The sequence below is a fragment of the Bacillus sp. JZ105 genome, from assembly GCF_053903125.1.
This window is the reverse complement of the sequence record NZ_CP096387.1, coordinates 219,165-233,990: the sequence shown is the minus strand read 5'-3', so window position 1 is coordinate 233,990 and position 14,826 is coordinate 219,165. Positions and strand designations below refer to the sequence as shown.

Below are 14,826 nucleotides of genomic sequence, written 5' to 3'. Positions count from 1 at the left end.
AAAATATGGCTGGGTATAACTCAACCAAAAATTTTTCTCTAGATAAACCTTAATTTTCTCTTAAATCAATCAAACAACTCTTTAAACATAAGCATAGTTATGTCATAATTCAAAATACATTAAAATCCTATAAAGGAAATTAAAGGGTTTTAAAAAATTAAGAAAGGAGAATTATATTTGGGGAACTTTTCTACAAAGATTTTAAAAGCTTGGTTATCAATTCCTAGATGGTTCAGAATGTTTATACCTACTGCCATCACAATTTACGTATTATGGACACTGCTAATCAACGGGATAAAAAACATTTTTCAAATAAATTCACAGTCTTTGATTATAAGTTTGATAGCTTCCGCCATAATATTATTTATTTTCAATAAGTTTAATAAAAAAACTGAGAATAAAGGAGAAAACAACCTTGACTAAAAAAAGATATATAAAAATGACTTTGTTTTTGTTGGCAATAACAATGATAGCTTCAATTTTCCACTCTAATTCTATTTTAGCAAAATCAAGTACATCTCCAGCCAAACAGCAATATCCACCAATTGGACAAATGACACAATCTGAAATGCATATGTTCCTAAACAATGGCGCAAAATATAATCCACCGCAGCATAAAGAAGCTCAAACTAAAAATATTGTCACTACAATAGCAAAAAAACTTGCTGTACAGGCTCTTCGCAAGTCAGGCACATATTTAGAAAAACCATTATCAAAAGTAATAGGCAAGAAATATGCAAAGAAAGCTAAATCAGGGTTTTACAAAGTAGCTGATTATATTGAAAAGGTTCAAAATGTACAAGAAAAGGGAATAGCCGCAATTTTTATACAGGTAGGCCTTCCACCTGATGTAGCATTCGAAACAGCAAAATGGATTGTTATCTTCTTCGGATTATAAAAGAAAGCAGTTTATCATTCTGTTCTTAAAAAATTTAATACTAGACTATCATTTTAGAACAACTCAAACAATATGATCTTGACAATAAAGTGAACGAAGAAAAAAAGCCAACCACCTACTCATAAGGTGATTGGCTTTTTCATATGTTACTTCCCGATGTTGTCTCCATTTTGCTGAATCAAGGATTCATACCAATAAGAGCTCTTTTTGCGAATTCTTTTGAGGTCTTTTAGGTCAAATTCGTCGCGATTGACGTAGATGAACCCGTAGCGCTTGGAGCATCCTTGGTGTGTGCTGATTAAGTCGATGGCTGACCACGGGCAGTATCCGAATACCTCGACGCCATCTGTGATCGCCCATTTGATTTGCTCGATATGTTTTTCTAAATAATCAATTCGATAATCATCCTGAATTGATCCATCTTCTTCTAACTTGTCGAATGCACCCAATCCGTTTTCCGTGATAATAAGCGGCAGCTGATAGCGGTCATAAACCTCCCGCATTGTTGAACGGAAGCCGACAGGGTCAATCTCCCAGCCAAACGCATTTTTGCTTAAGAATGGGTTGTTGCCGCCTTTGTAGACGCCATCTTCACCTGATTTCAAATGCTGATCTCCGCCGCGTGCAAATTCGTCGTTGCCATCTCCTTTACTCGCTTCAACCGTTTGTGAGGTGTAGTAGTTAAAGGCAATGAAGTCTGGCTTCGCGTTTTTCAAAATATCCATATCTCCCTCTTCGATGACAGGAAGAATGTCTTTTTCTTTCATGTACGACCAAGCCAGGTTGTTATAACGGCCGAACACCGCCATATCAAGATAAAGCCAGTTGCGGATCGCATTGTAATTCGCCGCAGCAAGCACATCTTCAGGCTTTGGAGAAGCCGGATAAATGAGCGCGATGTTTGGCGCTGGTCCAATTTTCGCTTCAGGCAGCATTTGATGACAAAGTGTCATGGCTTTTGCCTGTGCAACGAGCATATGATGATTCTGCTGATACAGTTCTTTTTTCGGGTTTTCTAAATTTGGATCAAGTGTACCTAGCGCTGATCCATGTAAGATCATCATGTTTTGTTCATTAATGGTCAGCCAATATTTTACCTTCTGACCATACTCCTTGAATAGCACCTCTGCATAGCGTTCAAACGCATCCACTGTCCCGCGGTTAGACCACCCGCCCTTTACTTGAAGCGCATGAGGCAGATCAAAATGATACATTGTCACGATTGGTTCAATATCATAGCGGCGCAATTCATCGATGAGAGAATGATAGAATTCAATCCCCTTTTGATTGATCTCCCCATTTCCATCTGGAATGATCCGTGTCCACGCAATGGAAAAGCGATAAGCCTTCAAACCCATTTCTGCAAACATCTTCACATCCTCTTTATAACGGTGATAGTGATCGCTTGCGACTTTAAAATCCGTTGTCCCTTCAGGATAACTTGCTCTCATGTCAATGACAGAAGGCCCCTTGCCATCCTCGTTCCACGCACCCTCTACCTGATAGGCGGAAGTAGATCCGCCCCAGAAAAAGTCTTTTGGAAATGATGCTAGTGTTGAATATCTCATGATTTCTTCCTCCTTTTGATTAAACTAGATGTAAAAATGATTGCCCTGGTGTGATTTGTTTCTCTTCTGTTTCAATAATATCGCTAAACTCACCTGAATTGGTAATCATAACGGGTGTTGTGACTGACAGGCCTGAAGCTTGGATGGCTTCTATGTCAAACTCAGCAAGCAGTTCGCCTTCTGTGATGGTTTGCCCCTGAACAACCTTCGGGGTAAAATGCTTTCCGCCTAATTGTACGGTATCCAGTCCGATGTGAATAAGTACTTCTGCTCCGCTTTCAGAGGTTAGACCATACGCATGTCCAGTTGGGAACACCGTTGTCACAACTCCTGATACTGGTGCAAACAGCTTTCCTTCTGATGGAATGATGGCTGCGCCCTTTCCTAGTGCACCAGATGAGAATGCCTTATCCTGCACTTCCTCCAGCTTGATGACCTCGCCCTTTAAAGGACTTTTCACATGAGCGGCTTTGACCCCATGTTCGTTTTCAATTGCCGGTGCAGAAGCGGCTGCCGGCGTATCATCTTCATCTACTGGATCTTTAAATCCAATCAAATAAGTTAAGATGATCGAAAGGACGAACGAGACCGAGATTCCGATGATGAACCCTGTAAATCCTTGACCGTAGAAAATCGGAAGCGTCAGTAAACTTGGAAGGCCTGAAGCAATTGCAATACTTTGTGAATGACCGACGATCGCACCGCCGACTCCGGCAGAGATAACGGCTGCAATAAATGGTTTTTTCAAACGAAGCGTGACCCCGTATACAGCTGGCTCTGTGATCCCAAACACTGCAGAAATTGCTGTTGATCCAGCTAGAGATCTCAGTTTTTTATTCTTTGTTTTCAGCATAACACCGATGGAAGCACCGGCTTGTGAAAATACAGCTGGCGCAGTGGCCGGCTTGATATGATCTTTCCCATGAATTGCGATATTATTTAAAATGACTGGCACAAGTCCCCAGTGAATACCGAAGATGACAAGAATCTGCCAAGCCATCGCAATTAAAGCACCTGCAAGTGTAGGACTAAAGGAGAAGACTTTCAGCAAAACAGCTGCAATGCCATTCCCTGCATACACGCCAAATGGTCCGAATACGATGAGTGTCAGCGGAACTACCGTAACAAGTAAAATAAGTGGTGTAATAAAGTTTTTGACACTTTCATGAATGACTTTGTTAAAGAAACGTTCGATATATCCCATGACAAACACTGCCAAAATAATTGGGATGACCGTAGATGTATAAGACATTAAGACGACTGGAATTCCGAAGAAGGTCACATCTCCGCCGCCTTTTGACAGTTCTTGAATAGTTGGGTAAATAAGTGCACCTGCAATCGTCACAGCGACAAACGGATTCGCTTTAAACTTCCTAGCAGAAGTGAATGCGAGCAATAATGGCAGGAAGTAGAACAAGCTGTCAGACGCAGCAAATAAAATTTGATATGTTGTATCTTCAGGAGATAACCATTTCGCATTGATACAGATGCCTAATAGACCTTTTAAAATACCTGCACCCGCCATGACACCGAGAAGTGGTGTGAAAATCCCCGATACAATGTCGACGAATTTCCCGAAAAGGCTTGTGCTCTCTTCACCTGATTTTGCAGATGAAGCAGCGGAATCCTCTAGTAGATTCGTAAACTCTCCAATTTCTCGATAAACCTCTGGTACGGTATTGCCAATAACCACTTGAAATTGGCCGCCGCTTTCCATAACGGTGACGACGCCATTTAATTTTTCAATGGCCGCTTTATCTGCTTTTGATCTGTCATTTAAGGTGAAGCGAAGCCTTGTGGCACAATGCACCAATGAATGAACGTTTTTCTCTGTGCCAATGTGTTTGATAATGTCTTCTGCTAATTGACGATAACTCATGCAAAAACCCCCTTTTTTTCAAAAAAATACGTTTTTGGGCAAAATAAAAACCTAAACGGGCACCAAAAATAGTCGCAGCTTGCTGTTGCGCTTTTTCAGTGAACGTTTAGGTTTTGCCTGCCGAACAGTCACAATCCTCTAAGACGATCATTGTGAAACCGTATTCTTTTATGTTTATGAGCAAATAGTACCACTCACCTTTTCTCATGTCAACGCTTTCTTTTAAAATCTATCTTTATTTTTCTCGTTTGATCAGTCGATTCAAATGAATGGATAGATACAGCATCTCCTCTGATGTGAGATCCCGGTGATAGGTTTGATAGACATATTCTGCGATTTTCTTTGCGCAATCGTATGCTTTCGGATATTTCACTTTAATCAGCTGATATAAGTCCTGATCTTCGCTGACAAGCAGTGTTTCATTAATCAGACGCTGGACAAAAAAGCGCAAATGTGTGAGAAAACGGTAAAAGTTGAGTGAGTCCTCATCAAATTCCATGTTGAGATGGTATTTCACAATGGTGAGAATCGCATTGACTTCCTTTGTGATATTGACCGTCGTATTCATATCCTCATTGAGCTCTGCGTTAATGATATGCATGGCAATAAAGCCCGCTTCATCCTCAGGCAGTTCAATATGTAGACGCTCTTCAATCATCTCAAGACAGTCCTTTGCCACAAGAAATTCATCTTTGTATAAGCGTTTAATCTCCCAAATAAGCGAATTCTCAATCAGATGATTTTTCTTCAGCCGTTCGATGGCGTAATGAATATGGTCTGCCAGCGATACATGCAGACTTTCGTTTAATCTTCGGTTCAGCTTTGTATGTGCATATTGAATCATTTCTTCGGTCACTTTGACCACATCATACGGAACCTCTTGAAGCAGCATTTTCATCCGCTCGTGAACGGAATGATCCTCCAGGCGGAAGACTTTATCAATCAACGATTCGTCCACTGGGTCCCCGGGGCGCCGCTTGAAAGCGATGCCTCTGCCCATGACAACGATTTCTTTTCCATGTTCATCTATGACACTAATGACATTATTGTTTAGAACCTTTTGAATCTGCATTTCCAAACACCTCCGTCTATGACCAACAACTTTACTCAAAATATGCTCTCATCTTAACACAACTGTCAAATCACTTGGCGTTTTTATCTGACTTTTGCAATAGATTTCAACATGTTTCTACCCTTTCATAGCTGGTCTGATCCTTCAATTGCCTGCATACAATACTCCTGAGGAGGTGACCTTCTGTGAAGGCTTTTTTCTGGTCTGCATCATTTTTATTCTTGCTCATGTTCACCCTCATCATTCTAGGCATCGTGTTCTGGCTGAGTGGACAAGGCTTAGGCCAGCTTTGGAGATATGTGCTCATTTCACTTGTCACAGCGGCCGTTTTGCGCGGCGTCACCACTTGGCTGAAACGGCATGTGATGAACCTTTCATCCAAATAAAAACGGCTGCCCCGAGTGTTCAGGCAGCCGTTTCTTTATTCTTTGGTTGCTGCAGCTTCTTTCTGAGAAGCACGCAGCTCATCATTGATTTTTTTCGCATCCTTTAAAAACTCTGTTTCATATCCACTTTTGAGTGCCCACATATAAAATAGCAGAGCTACCACTGTAATCAGTGCCATGTCCCAGCCATAATGAATGATGTTATAACCGCCGAATTTGTCACTGCCAAGACAGGAAATCGTCATCATCACAAGCAGGTACACAACCATCCAAACACCCGCCTTAAAGTTGCGGCCGAAGCCTTTCCACTTCGCTTTTGCTTGATAGTAAAAATAGATAGGAAGACCGATGAGAATAATGAACAGCACCTGACCTGTTAACGGCCATCTTGCCCAATACAGCGTCAATGAGGCAAAGACAAAACCGAGAGGAGCAATGATGCTGAGTCCTTTTATTCGAAGCGGTCGATATAAATCTGTCCCTGTCTTTCTCAGCGTCATGACGGTCACTGGTCCAGTCAGATAAGAAATGAGTGTAGCGACAGAGATAATTTCTGCAAGTACACCCCAGCCTCTAAATAAAAACAGAAAGATAAACGATACGGCTAAGTTAAAAAACATTGCTGGACGAGGCACCCCGTAAATAGGGTGCAGACGGCCAAGCACACTTGGCATGTATTTGTTTTTTTCCATTCCATAAATCATACGAGACGTCGTTGCGGTATACGTAATTCCTGTACCCGAAGGTGACACAAACGCATCCGCATATAAAATCAGAACAAGCCAGTTAATCCCAAGCGCAATGGCAAGGTCCGCAAATGGCGAGTTGAAATTCAAATGACCCCATCCATTCACAATCATAGATGGATCAACAGCACCAATAAAGGCAACTTGTAAAAGGACATAAATCACAGTTGCAATGAAAATCGATCCGACAATGGCAATTGGAATCGACCGGCCTGGATTTTTTGCCTCACCGGCCATATTAATCGGGCTTTGGAAACCATTGAAGGCAAACACAATCCCAGATGTCGCAACAGCTGTCAGCACACTCGCCCAGCCGTTAGGGGCAATACTTGTTCCAGAAGTAAAATTCTCACTATGAAAACCTACGAATAAGAGCGCACCAATTGTTAATCCTGGAATGACAATTTTAAACACGGTAATGAATGTATTTGCTTTTGAAAATAACCCAACTGTCCAATAATTAAGCAGAAAGTAAATCACAAGAAGCACACTGGCAACCATAAGACCTTCTGTCGTCAATACCCCTTTTGTGACCAAATGGGATGTCCACTTTGCCCATTCCCAAGGCCAAGAGCTCATGTACTGGACGGAAGCAACCGCTTCAACTGGTATCACGGAGACAATGGCGATCCAGTTCGCCCAAGCTGCAATAAACCCAATAAAAGATCCGTGTGAATATTGCGTATATTTCACCATCCCGCCTGCCTCAGGAAACATCGATCCGAGTTCACTATAAGACAAAGCGATAAATAAAATCACAACCATCCCAATCAACCAGGAGAAAATAGCAGCAGGACCGGCGATTTGAGCTGCACGCCAAGCACCGAAAAGCCATCCTGAACCAATGATTGAGCCAAGACCTACCATCATTAAAGCGAAAGTTCCCATCCTACGATGCAAATGATTCATGTTCATAACACCTTTCGATTAAAATACAGAGCATGTGTCAAACAAGCGTCTTTCTTTCAAAGCAGCTCACTGTTCATTTTACTGGAAAATATTTCTTCTAATGAACCTTTACCTTTGTTCATTTTTTCGCCTGTTATATTATCTCTCAATTCTTCATTTTCTGAAATAGTCGAACATGCTTATTTCAAAAGAAAGCGCTTTTTCACCTGTTCAATCTATTAGACTGAATAACTACCTTTACCCTTATTTTGAAAAAAACAAAACAAAAAAGATAGAGGAAATGACTTCCTCTATCTTCTAACCCCGCCATGTATAGAAAAAAAGGATAGAGGGGGTTCCCTCTATCCTTGTGAAATCGCTTGTTCTTTTTCAATAACAGCTAGTCTTTCTTGAACTTCTTCTTCAGATAAATTGTGCTGTTTCACATACAGGTTCCGTTCGCTTGTGCGGCATTCATGACTGCAGCTGCGCATATACTTATGCTCACTCTCTTCAGTGGCAATCATCTTACGGTTACATGCAGGGTTCGCACAGTTCACATAACGCTCGCAAGGCTCACCAGTGAAGAAATCTTTTCCGACAACCACATGCTCAGTTTGATTCACTGGTACTGTTAAGCGATTATCAAACACATAGCATTGACCGTCCCATAGCTTCCCTTGCACTTCTGGGTCTTTTCCGTAAGTGACAATTCCACCGTCAAGCTGAGAGACATCTTCAAAGCCTTCACGCTTTAACCAGCCTGAGAATTTCTCACAGCGTACACCGCCTGTGCAATAAGTCAGGATTTTTTTCCCTTCAAGAATCTCTTTATTGTCACGAATCCACTCAGGTAATTCACGGAATGTCTCAATATCAGGACGTACTGCCCCTCTAAAGTGACCAACATCAAACTCGTAATCATTACGTGCATCAATCACAACCGTATCAGGTGATTGCATTTGCTCGTAAAATTCAACCGGGCTAAGATGTTTCCCCGTTAATTCTAACGGATTCACGTCATCCTCAAGGCTGAGGTTCACGAGCTCCTTCCGGTGGCGGACGTGCATTTTCTTAAACGCATGTCCATCTGCTTCGTCAATTTTGATCGGCATAGACGCAAAGCGCGGATCTTCTTTTAACGCTTGCATGTACTTGTCCGTTTGCTCAATGGTTCCAGAAACTGTTCCGTTCAAGCCTTCTGCTGATACGAGGATACGGCCTAACAAACCAAGCTCCTTACAGAATGCTAGATGCTCTGCTGTAAACGTCTCTGGGTCCTCAATGGGGACATATTGATAGTAAAGTAAAACGCGATATTGTTTTTCCATCTATATAAACACCTCTTAAATTTAATCAAAACATACCATTCTTTATCATACAGGAAATACATACCTAAAGGCAATGTCGGCGGCTCAATTCCATAAAACGGAAGAGTCTTTCTTCTCATATTTATTTGACAGAACTTTCTGTAAAGTGAGATGATTTATGAATAATATGATGTAGTAAAGGAGCAATGATCCATGATCCAGCCAGAAGATATTGTCAGAAGCGGTCCTAATCAATTTATTTCTCAAAAAGGAATATATCATGAACTAGATTCCCTTGTATCTGCTTTTCAGTCACCTGCTGTGGTGACAGGATATGATTCATACCAAGCTTTTTCACAATACACAAAGCTGCCGACCGAGTGGCCTGTCATTCAGCACAAAGGATACAGTTCACCCAATGCGGTCAAACGGATCGCAGAAGAGCTTAACGGGTCAGATGTGATTATCGGCATCGGAGGCGGAACGATTTTAGATACCGCCAAATCAGTTGCAGATGCTCTTCAAATTGAAGTTATCATGGTACCAACGATTCCCGGCACCTGTGCTGCCTCTACACCCCTCAGCGTCATTTATGATGAAAAGGGCAATTTCATGAGAGTCGATTATCATAAACGATCCAGCTACCTCACCGTAATTGATCATACTTTTTTGCTTTCCTCTCCTCTTTCCTACCTTCAAAGCGGAATTGGTGATACGCTGGCAAAATGGTATGAAGCGGAAGCGATTATTCGTAACACAAAAGGCGTCTTGCCGCTCATGGTGCATGCTGCACTAAAGCAGGCGGTATATGTTCGAGACATTCTTCTTTCTCATAGTGAAGAAGCAGTCAACAGCTTAAAAACAGGGCAGTTTTCACAAGCATTTGCAGATGTGACAGATACGATTATTACGTTAGCCGGAACAGTCGGAGGCTATGGGGGACGTTATGGAAGAATGGCAGGAGCCCATGCCGTTCATAATGGATTGACATTTATTGAAGAAACGCATCATGTGTTACATGGACAAAAAGTGGCTTATGGCATCCTTGTCCAGCTTGCCGCAGAAAACCGAATGTCCGAGGTAGAGGAATTACTTGAACTCTACCAAACACTCGGATTACCTAAAAATATGCGCGATCTTGGTATTACAACTCAGCTGGACGAGGCGGCACTTACTGTGGCAAACCATGCTGCACGTAAAGATGAAACCTTTTGTTTGATTGGTGACTATGCTAAAGAAAAGATTATCGACGCCATTCAAATTATTGAGACCTTTCAACCTCAAAAAATGTCTAAATAAATAGCACAGGCATCGCACCTGTGCTTTTCTTTCGATTAAAAATCAAAGTTATCTGGATCTGGACCTGTGCGCTCATCTTCATTGAGCTGATCAATGACACCCATCTCACGTGCGGACAGCTCGAAATCGAAGACTTGTGTGTTTTCGATGATTCGGCTCTTCGTCACAGATTTTGGAATGGTGATAATGCCATGCTGTAAGTCCCAGCGAAGAATGACTTGCGCTACTGACTTATCATGTTTTTTCGCGATATCCTGGAGAACAGGATGGTTTAGAAGCTTCCCGCTGCCTAATGGCGACCACGCCTCTACATAAATCCCTTTCGATTTGCAGTAGTCTCGTAAAGGCTCCTGCGTCAGCTTCGGATGCAGCTCGATTTGATTCACCATTGGCACAACTTCTGCCTCTTCCAATAAATCCTCTAAATGATGCTGATGGAAATTACACACTCCGATCGCTCGAACGCGTCCATCCTGATATAGTTTTTCTAGCGCTTTCCATGTTTCTTTATATTTGCCTTCAACTGGCCAATGAATTAAATAAAGATCTAATACATCTAATCCCAGCTTGTTCATACTTGTTTCAAAGGCTTCGAGTGTTGATTCATAGCCTTGATCATTATTCCAGACCTTTGTCGTAATGAATAGATCATCACGCGAGATGCCTGATTGCTGAATGGCTTTGCCTACCCCTTCTTCATTTTGATAGGCGGCTGCTGTATCAATGCTGCGGTAGCCCGCTTCAAGAGCGTCTTTGACGGCATTTACAGCCTCATCCCCATCTTTTACCTGCCATACACCAAAGCCTAGCTTCGGCATTTTTTCTCCGTTTGCTAATGTGACTGTATCTGTTAATCCACTCATCAAACAAACCTCCGCTTCCTTTTTAACTACCAAACACTATACCCGAATTTTCGATTGATCATGCATGAAATTCTGGCTAAGTTATTTGATATATTTTCCTATATCAACTTGATTGGTGTCAACGATTTGATATTCGTTTGTTTGATCTTTCGTTTTAGAAAAATCATATGTTTCTAAAAATGTTTGATCGTAAAAAGTCAGACCATAAGTTTCTTTCTCATTCTCATACACTCTGATCCAATAAGTTTCTTTTGAAGTTTTTTTAGTTTCATTCGTTTTCTTTAATTTCATACCTGAAAATTCCTTCAGCAGCTTTTGAATATCCTCTTTCTTTTCCACTTTAACACGCTCATTATCATGCTCAATTTGAATCGAAGTCACCTTATTTTGATCGATTGAGGCCACATCATCAAAAGAGTATGTTTTTGCATTGATTAGAAAATAAATACCAATTCCTAATAAAATCATGACAACTAAACCAATCATCCACTTTTTCAACCTAACTCCTCCTTCTATTCACACCACACCTATAAAAACAGCGAAGTCCAATCATCCTCCTCAGAAAATACTTGAATCCCATGCTGTTTGAGCAAGGCGGATGTCACTCCATCTCCAGCTTTTGTCCTGCCGTTAAAATCTCCGCGGTAAATCATCCGGCTGCCGCAGGAGGGGCTGTACTCTTTTAACACAACCGCCGTCGCTTTCAGAGACTGAACCTGTTCCAGCGCGGCCTTTGCACCTTTTACATACATCTCCGTGACATCATTTCCATGTACATCAATCACGGAGGCGAGGCCCTGTAATACATCATGTCCGTCTCCGCTAATGATTTCTGCGGGAGGTCTTGGCGTGGAAAGGCCGCCAAGCAGCTCAGGACAAACTGTGACCGCCTTTCCCTCCTGAACAAGCTCCTCAATTCGCTGATCTAATCGATGCCTGCCATTATAACGAACCTTCAACCCAGCAAGACAAGCACTGACGACAATCATGGATGTTCCTCACTTTTTTTGCTGACTTTAAAATAAATACATAAAGGCAAGAAACATATCGTATTCACCAAAAAGGGCAAAGCACAATACAACGCAGCAGCCCAAATTGATCCTTCAACTCCTGTGATGCCAAAAAAATAAACAAATAATAGCACACTGACAAACAATCCCACGAATGGCATGATGGATACGTATTTTTTATAATTTTCTATCATTTCTTTCTCCAATGAGCCCCCTCCCTTTCATCATGGCCGCGAATAACGTCAATATATGTTAATTTTACCATAAAAAAACCGAATCATCTCCTTTTATATGATGGTTTCGGTTTTTTATCTATATCTTTTCTTTCCAAGCTTTTAAGAAACGCTCAATTACTTGTAATTCATCCTCATGAAACTGCTGAAGAAATTCTAAATAGGACGCGACTGCTTTTTCATGTAGTTCATCATGCAGCGCCGCCAATTGCTTGCCTTCCTCTGTCAAAGAATAATAGACAGATTTCTTATCACCTTGCCGGTGGCAATAGTCCACCATGCCTTTTTCAATTAGCTTTTTCACAGCTTTTGTAATAGCTGGCTTTGATAGTTTCAGCTGTTGAGATAGAAATGTATTGTTTGATTCGTTTGGATTGGCTTGAATCATCGACAAAATGTGAAGCTGTGTAAGTGTCCATTCTTGTTTGAGTGTATCAGTCGTGGTAATCAGTGGATCTGTTGGATCATTCCGTCTCTTTTCCCTATGCATAATCAGATCTTGAATCGCTTTTAATACAATCTGCTCTTTTGTTTGCATCTGAACCTCCACTCTTAACTGGTAAATAAAATGGTACTAATAATGAAGATAGGAGTCAAAAGAAATGACAGTGTGAGTAAAATAATAGGTCATCAGACCTTAAAATTGTATATGTACTTTTATACTAGATTTCCCTCATCCTGTTTGAAGCAATTACACTCAAAAACTCGCATGTTCGCGGGGTATGAACACAACAAGCTTATTATTCGAGACAAACGACAGCTACGGTATTGATGATGTCATGACGAGGGCAGAACACCGCGGAAAAGGACTTGGCAGTGACATGTTCCATTACCTTCTGACCCAGACAGAGAATAAACAAAAATGTGTCATCTTACAAGCATCAGCGGACGGCAAAAATGATTTACCAGCGTGCCGGCTTCCAACCAATCGGCAAAATGGCCGTCTTTGAATAGAAAGGTACTTTTCGTATGAAAAAATAAGCTGCCTAAAGATAGGCAGCTACAGATTGTTGACAAAGGGCTAAAATGATTTTTATTTTAGCCCTTTGTCTTCTTTTCAGCGTGATAGAAAACCTTTGAAGTCTAGGAAGGACGAGCACCGGAGCGGAGCGAATTTGACATTCGTGAGCACCGGAGCGCAGACCTGACACCGAATGCGAGGGTTTGTCTACACGCTGAAGCTGCCTAAAGATAAGCAGCTATTCAGCATGATGCTGACGATCCATATAAAGCGGCGGTCTCTTCAGCGAAATCACCGCACAGCTAAAGGCAATCAGTACAAACACAGCACCGAATTTAGCGAGATCAACAGATGAACCGGTCATCGTAAACATGACTCCGCCAACCGCTGATCCAATCGAAATGCCGATTTGCAAGGCCGATGTATTTAAGCTCTGCTGAATATCCGACGTGACAGGATCTGTTTGAATCAAATAACTCTGCAAAGCAGGCGTCAGTGCCCAGCTGAGCGCACCCCAAAGGACAACCATCACCATAAAGAGCGCAAACACACCCGCTGTATAAGGAATGGTAAACATGACAACTGCAAACGCGATTGTCACAAGCAAAATCGCTTTTCCTGAACCCAGTTTGTCACTCAGCCAGCCGCCAAATCCATTCCCGCCTATCGACGCAAGCCCGAAGATCAAATAACAAATACTAATCCAAAACGGGGTCATATGCAGAACTTCCATCAGAAATGGAGTGAAATAAGAATAAAGCATATAATGGCCAGCAAGCATAAACAAACTGATCAGGTGTGCACTAAAAATCTTCGGATGCCCTAAAGAACGAATCTGCTCTTTAAGAGGCGTCACTTTTTCAACAGGCATTTTTTCCAATAGAAAATAGATCAGCACCATCGATATGGCAGAAAGAATACTGATTCCTAAAAACATCACTCTCCAGCCAAAGCTCTCTGTAATAAAAATACCGATCGGTACACCGAGAACAAGTGAGGAGCTAATACCAATAAAAATCAGCCCTAATGCTTTTGCACGATGCGCTGGTTCCACTAATTTGGCGGTGATCGTCAAAGATAACACCACCACAAGCGCTGTACTCATCGCAATCAACACCCTTGATATCATAACAAGGGCAAAGGTCGAACTAAAATAAGTGAACACATTTCCTAATGTAAACACCAATAACGCAATTAAATAAAGGCGCTTTCGTTCGATTTTGGCTGTAGCGGTCAGCAGCACGGGTGCTGAAATGGCATACACAATCGCAAATACCGTAATGAGTTGTCCGGCTGTTGCAAGAGACACATTCAAATCCTCTGCAAGACTTGGCAGAATGCCACCGACCACAAGCTCAACTAATCCAACCGCAAAAGTAGAAACGGCTAATAAATATACTCTCCAGTTCATGTCTAACATCCCTTCTGTATATCATCGCTTTCACTTTCGATACAGGGTGCAGACAAACAAAAAAACCCTGATTACAAAAAAGGAAAGCGCGCTTTTGTAATCAGGATTTATCGGATCCTGGTAGAAACCCTCAAACCATATTATTGAGGTTATACAAGTCTATTTTTTCTTCAAATATATTAGCATAGCCTTACATAACTCGCAAGCTGTAAAAATAGAAAAATAGTACCATTCCGTTACCTAAACAAAAGGCGCCGTAAAAGGAATCAGAACAGCTTGCTTTCTCCTCCATTTACAGGTAA

15 protein-coding genes and 1 riboswitch are annotated in these 14,826 nt (G+C 41.6%); of the genes, 4 read left to right on the top strand and 11 right to left on the bottom strand.

Going from position 1 to position 14,826, the window contains the following annotated elements; all coding sequences use genetic code 11:
• Positions 1-415 precede the first annotated feature (415 nt).
• On the top strand, positions 416-898 hold the full coding sequence (locus tag M1D81_RS01325; protein WP_456265879.1) for a hypothetical protein: 483 nt from the start codon (positions 416-418) through the stop codon (positions 896-898).
• A gap of 146 nt (positions 899-1,044) precedes the next feature.
• On the opposite strand, the gene M1D81_RS01320 is transcribed toward M1D81_RS01325, so the two are convergent.
• The 3 genes from M1D81_RS01320 to licT all read right to left on the bottom strand — a co-directional run bounded on the left by M1D81_RS01320 (position 1,045) and on the right by licT (position 5,417).
• Positions 1,045-2,466, bottom strand: a complete 1,422-nt coding sequence (locus tag M1D81_RS01320; RefSeq protein ID WP_456265880.1) for a glycoside hydrolase family 1 protein — start codon at positions 2,464-2,466, stop codon at positions 1,045-1,047.
• A gap of 19 nt (positions 2,467-2,485) precedes the next feature.
• The gene (locus M1D81_RS01315; RefSeq protein WP_456265881.1) at positions 2,486-4,345 is read right to left on the bottom strand and encodes a beta-glucoside-specific PTS transporter subunit IIABC; all 1,860 of its coding nucleotides are present in this window, start codon (positions 4,343-4,345) and stop codon (positions 2,486-2,488) included.
• Positions 4,346-4,580: 235 nt separating this feature from the next.
• Positions 4,581-5,417: a BglG family transcription antiterminator LicT gene (licT, locus tag M1D81_RS01310; RefSeq protein WP_456265882.1), complete on the bottom strand. Its 837-nt coding sequence runs from the start codon at positions 5,415-5,417 to the stop codon at positions 4,581-4,583.
• Between the two features lie 185 nt (positions 5,418-5,602).
• On the opposite strand from licT, the gene M1D81_RS01305 reads away from it, so the two are divergent.
• Positions 5,603-5,803 carry a hypothetical protein gene (locus M1D81_RS01305; protein ID WP_087978224.1) on the top strand — a complete coding sequence of 67 codons (201 nt, stop codon included), beginning with the start codon at positions 5,603-5,605 and terminating at the stop codon, positions 5,801-5,803.
• Positions 5,804-5,838: 35 nt separating this feature from the next.
• On the opposite strand, the gene M1D81_RS01300 is transcribed toward M1D81_RS01305, so the two are convergent.
• Positions 5,839-7,458 (bottom strand): APC family permease, encoded by a 1,620-nt coding sequence (locus M1D81_RS01300; protein ID WP_456265883.1) that lies wholly within the window; start codon positions 7,456-7,458, stop codon positions 5,839-5,841.
• 341 nt (positions 7,459-7,799) lie between these two features.
• Entirely contained in the window at positions 7,800-8,768 is a 969-nt protein-coding gene (trhO, locus tag M1D81_RS01295) for an oxygen-dependent tRNA uridine(34) hydroxylase TrhO (protein WP_024424412.1), read from the bottom strand.
• 192 nt (positions 8,769-8,960) lie between these two features.
• On the opposite strand from trhO, the gene M1D81_RS01290 reads away from it, so the two are divergent.
• Positions 8,961-10,046, top strand: coding sequence for an iron-containing alcohol dehydrogenase family protein (locus tag M1D81_RS01290; protein WP_456265884.1), 1,086 nt, complete (start codon positions 8,961-8,963; stop codon positions 10,044-10,046).
• Between the two features lie 35 nt (positions 10,047-10,081).
• On the opposite strand, the gene M1D81_RS01285 is transcribed toward M1D81_RS01290, so the two are convergent.
• From M1D81_RS01285 to M1D81_RS01265, 5 genes are all read right to left on the bottom strand, one after another.
• On the bottom strand, positions 10,082-10,909 hold the full coding sequence (locus tag M1D81_RS01285) for an aldo/keto reductase (protein WP_456265885.1): 828 nt from the start codon (positions 10,907-10,909) through the stop codon (positions 10,082-10,084).
• An 81-nt stretch (positions 10,910-10,990) separates the two neighbouring features.
• Positions 10,991-11,407, bottom strand: coding sequence for a DUF5301 domain-containing protein (locus tag M1D81_RS01280; RefSeq protein ID WP_456265886.1), 417 nt, complete (start codon positions 11,405-11,407; stop codon positions 10,991-10,993).
• A 29-nt stretch (positions 11,408-11,436) separates the two neighbouring features.
• Positions 11,437-11,898 carry a DUF523 domain-containing protein gene (locus M1D81_RS01275; protein ID WP_456265887.1) on the bottom strand — a complete coding sequence of 154 codons (462 nt, stop codon included), beginning with the start codon at positions 11,896-11,898 and terminating at the stop codon, positions 11,437-11,439.
• Positions 11,895-12,125, bottom strand: a complete 231-nt coding sequence (locus M1D81_RS01270; protein ID WP_456265888.1) for a hypothetical protein — start codon at positions 12,123-12,125, stop codon at positions 11,895-11,897. The genes M1D81_RS01275 and M1D81_RS01270 overlap by 4 nt, the downstream gene beginning before the upstream one ends.
• Positions 12,126-12,231: 106 nt before the next feature.
• Positions 12,232-12,690 carry a MarR family transcriptional regulator gene (locus M1D81_RS01265; RefSeq protein WP_456265889.1) on the bottom strand — a complete coding sequence of 153 codons (459 nt, stop codon included), beginning with the start codon at positions 12,688-12,690 and terminating at the stop codon, positions 12,232-12,234.
• A 184-nt stretch (positions 12,691-12,874) separates the two neighbouring features.
• Between M1D81_RS01265 and M1D81_RS01260 the strand changes: the two genes are divergently transcribed.
• Positions 12,875-13,102: a GNAT family N-acetyltransferase gene (locus tag M1D81_RS01260; protein ID WP_456265890.1), complete on the top strand. Its 228-nt coding sequence runs from the start codon at positions 12,875-12,877 to the stop codon at positions 13,100-13,102.
• A gap of 249 nt (positions 13,103-13,351) precedes the next feature.
• Here M1D81_RS01260 and M1D81_RS01255 read toward each other — a convergent pair whose 3' ends face one another.
• A complete protein-coding gene (locus M1D81_RS01255; protein ID WP_326134579.1) occupies positions 13,352-14,524 on the bottom strand; it encodes an MFS transporter in 1,173 nt (390 codons plus the stop codon).
• Between the two features lie 77 nt (positions 14,525-14,601).
• Positions 14,602-14,701, bottom strand: a riboswitch (purine riboswitch).
• Positions 14,702-14,826: the final 125 nt, after the last annotated feature.

Coding starts and splice junctions, on each gene's coding strand:
- M1D81_RS01285 (WP_456265885.1), bottom strand. CDS start 10,909: ATGAGTGGATTAACAGATACAGTCACATTAGCAAACGGAGAAAAAATG.
- trhO (WP_024424412.1), bottom strand. CDS start 8,768: ATGGAAAAACAATATCGCGTTTTACTTTACTATCAATATGTCCCCATT.
- M1D81_RS01320 (WP_456265880.1), bottom strand. CDS start 2,466: ATGAGATATTCAACACTAGCATCATTTCCAAAAGACTTTTTCTGGGGC.
- M1D81_RS01255 (WP_326134579.1), bottom strand. CDS start 14,524: ATGAACTGGAGAGTATATTTATTAGCCGTTTCTACTTTTGCGGTTGGA.
- licT (WP_456265882.1), bottom strand. CDS start 5,417: ATGCAGATTCAAAAGGTTCTAAACAATAATGTCATTAGTGTCATAGAT.
- M1D81_RS01260 (WP_456265890.1), top strand. CDS start 12,875: ATGAACACAACAAGCTTATTATTCGAGACAAACGACAGCTACGGTATT.
- M1D81_RS01300 (WP_456265883.1), bottom strand. CDS start 7,458: ATGAATCATTTGCATCGTAGGATGGGAACTTTCGCTTTAATGATGGTA.
- M1D81_RS01265 (WP_456265889.1), bottom strand. CDS start 12,690: ATGCAAACAAAAGAGCAGATTGTATTAAAAGCGATTCAAGATCTGATT.
- M1D81_RS01315 (WP_456265881.1), bottom strand. CDS start 4,345: ATGAGTTATCGTCAATTAGCAGAAGACATTATCAAACACATTGGCACA.
- M1D81_RS01290 (WP_456265884.1), top strand. CDS start 8,961: ATGATCCAGCCAGAAGATATTGTCAGAAGCGGTCCTAATCAATTTATT.
- M1D81_RS01275 (WP_456265887.1), bottom strand. CDS start 11,898: ATGATTGTCGTCAGTGCTTGTCTTGCTGGGTTGAAGGTTCGTTATAAT.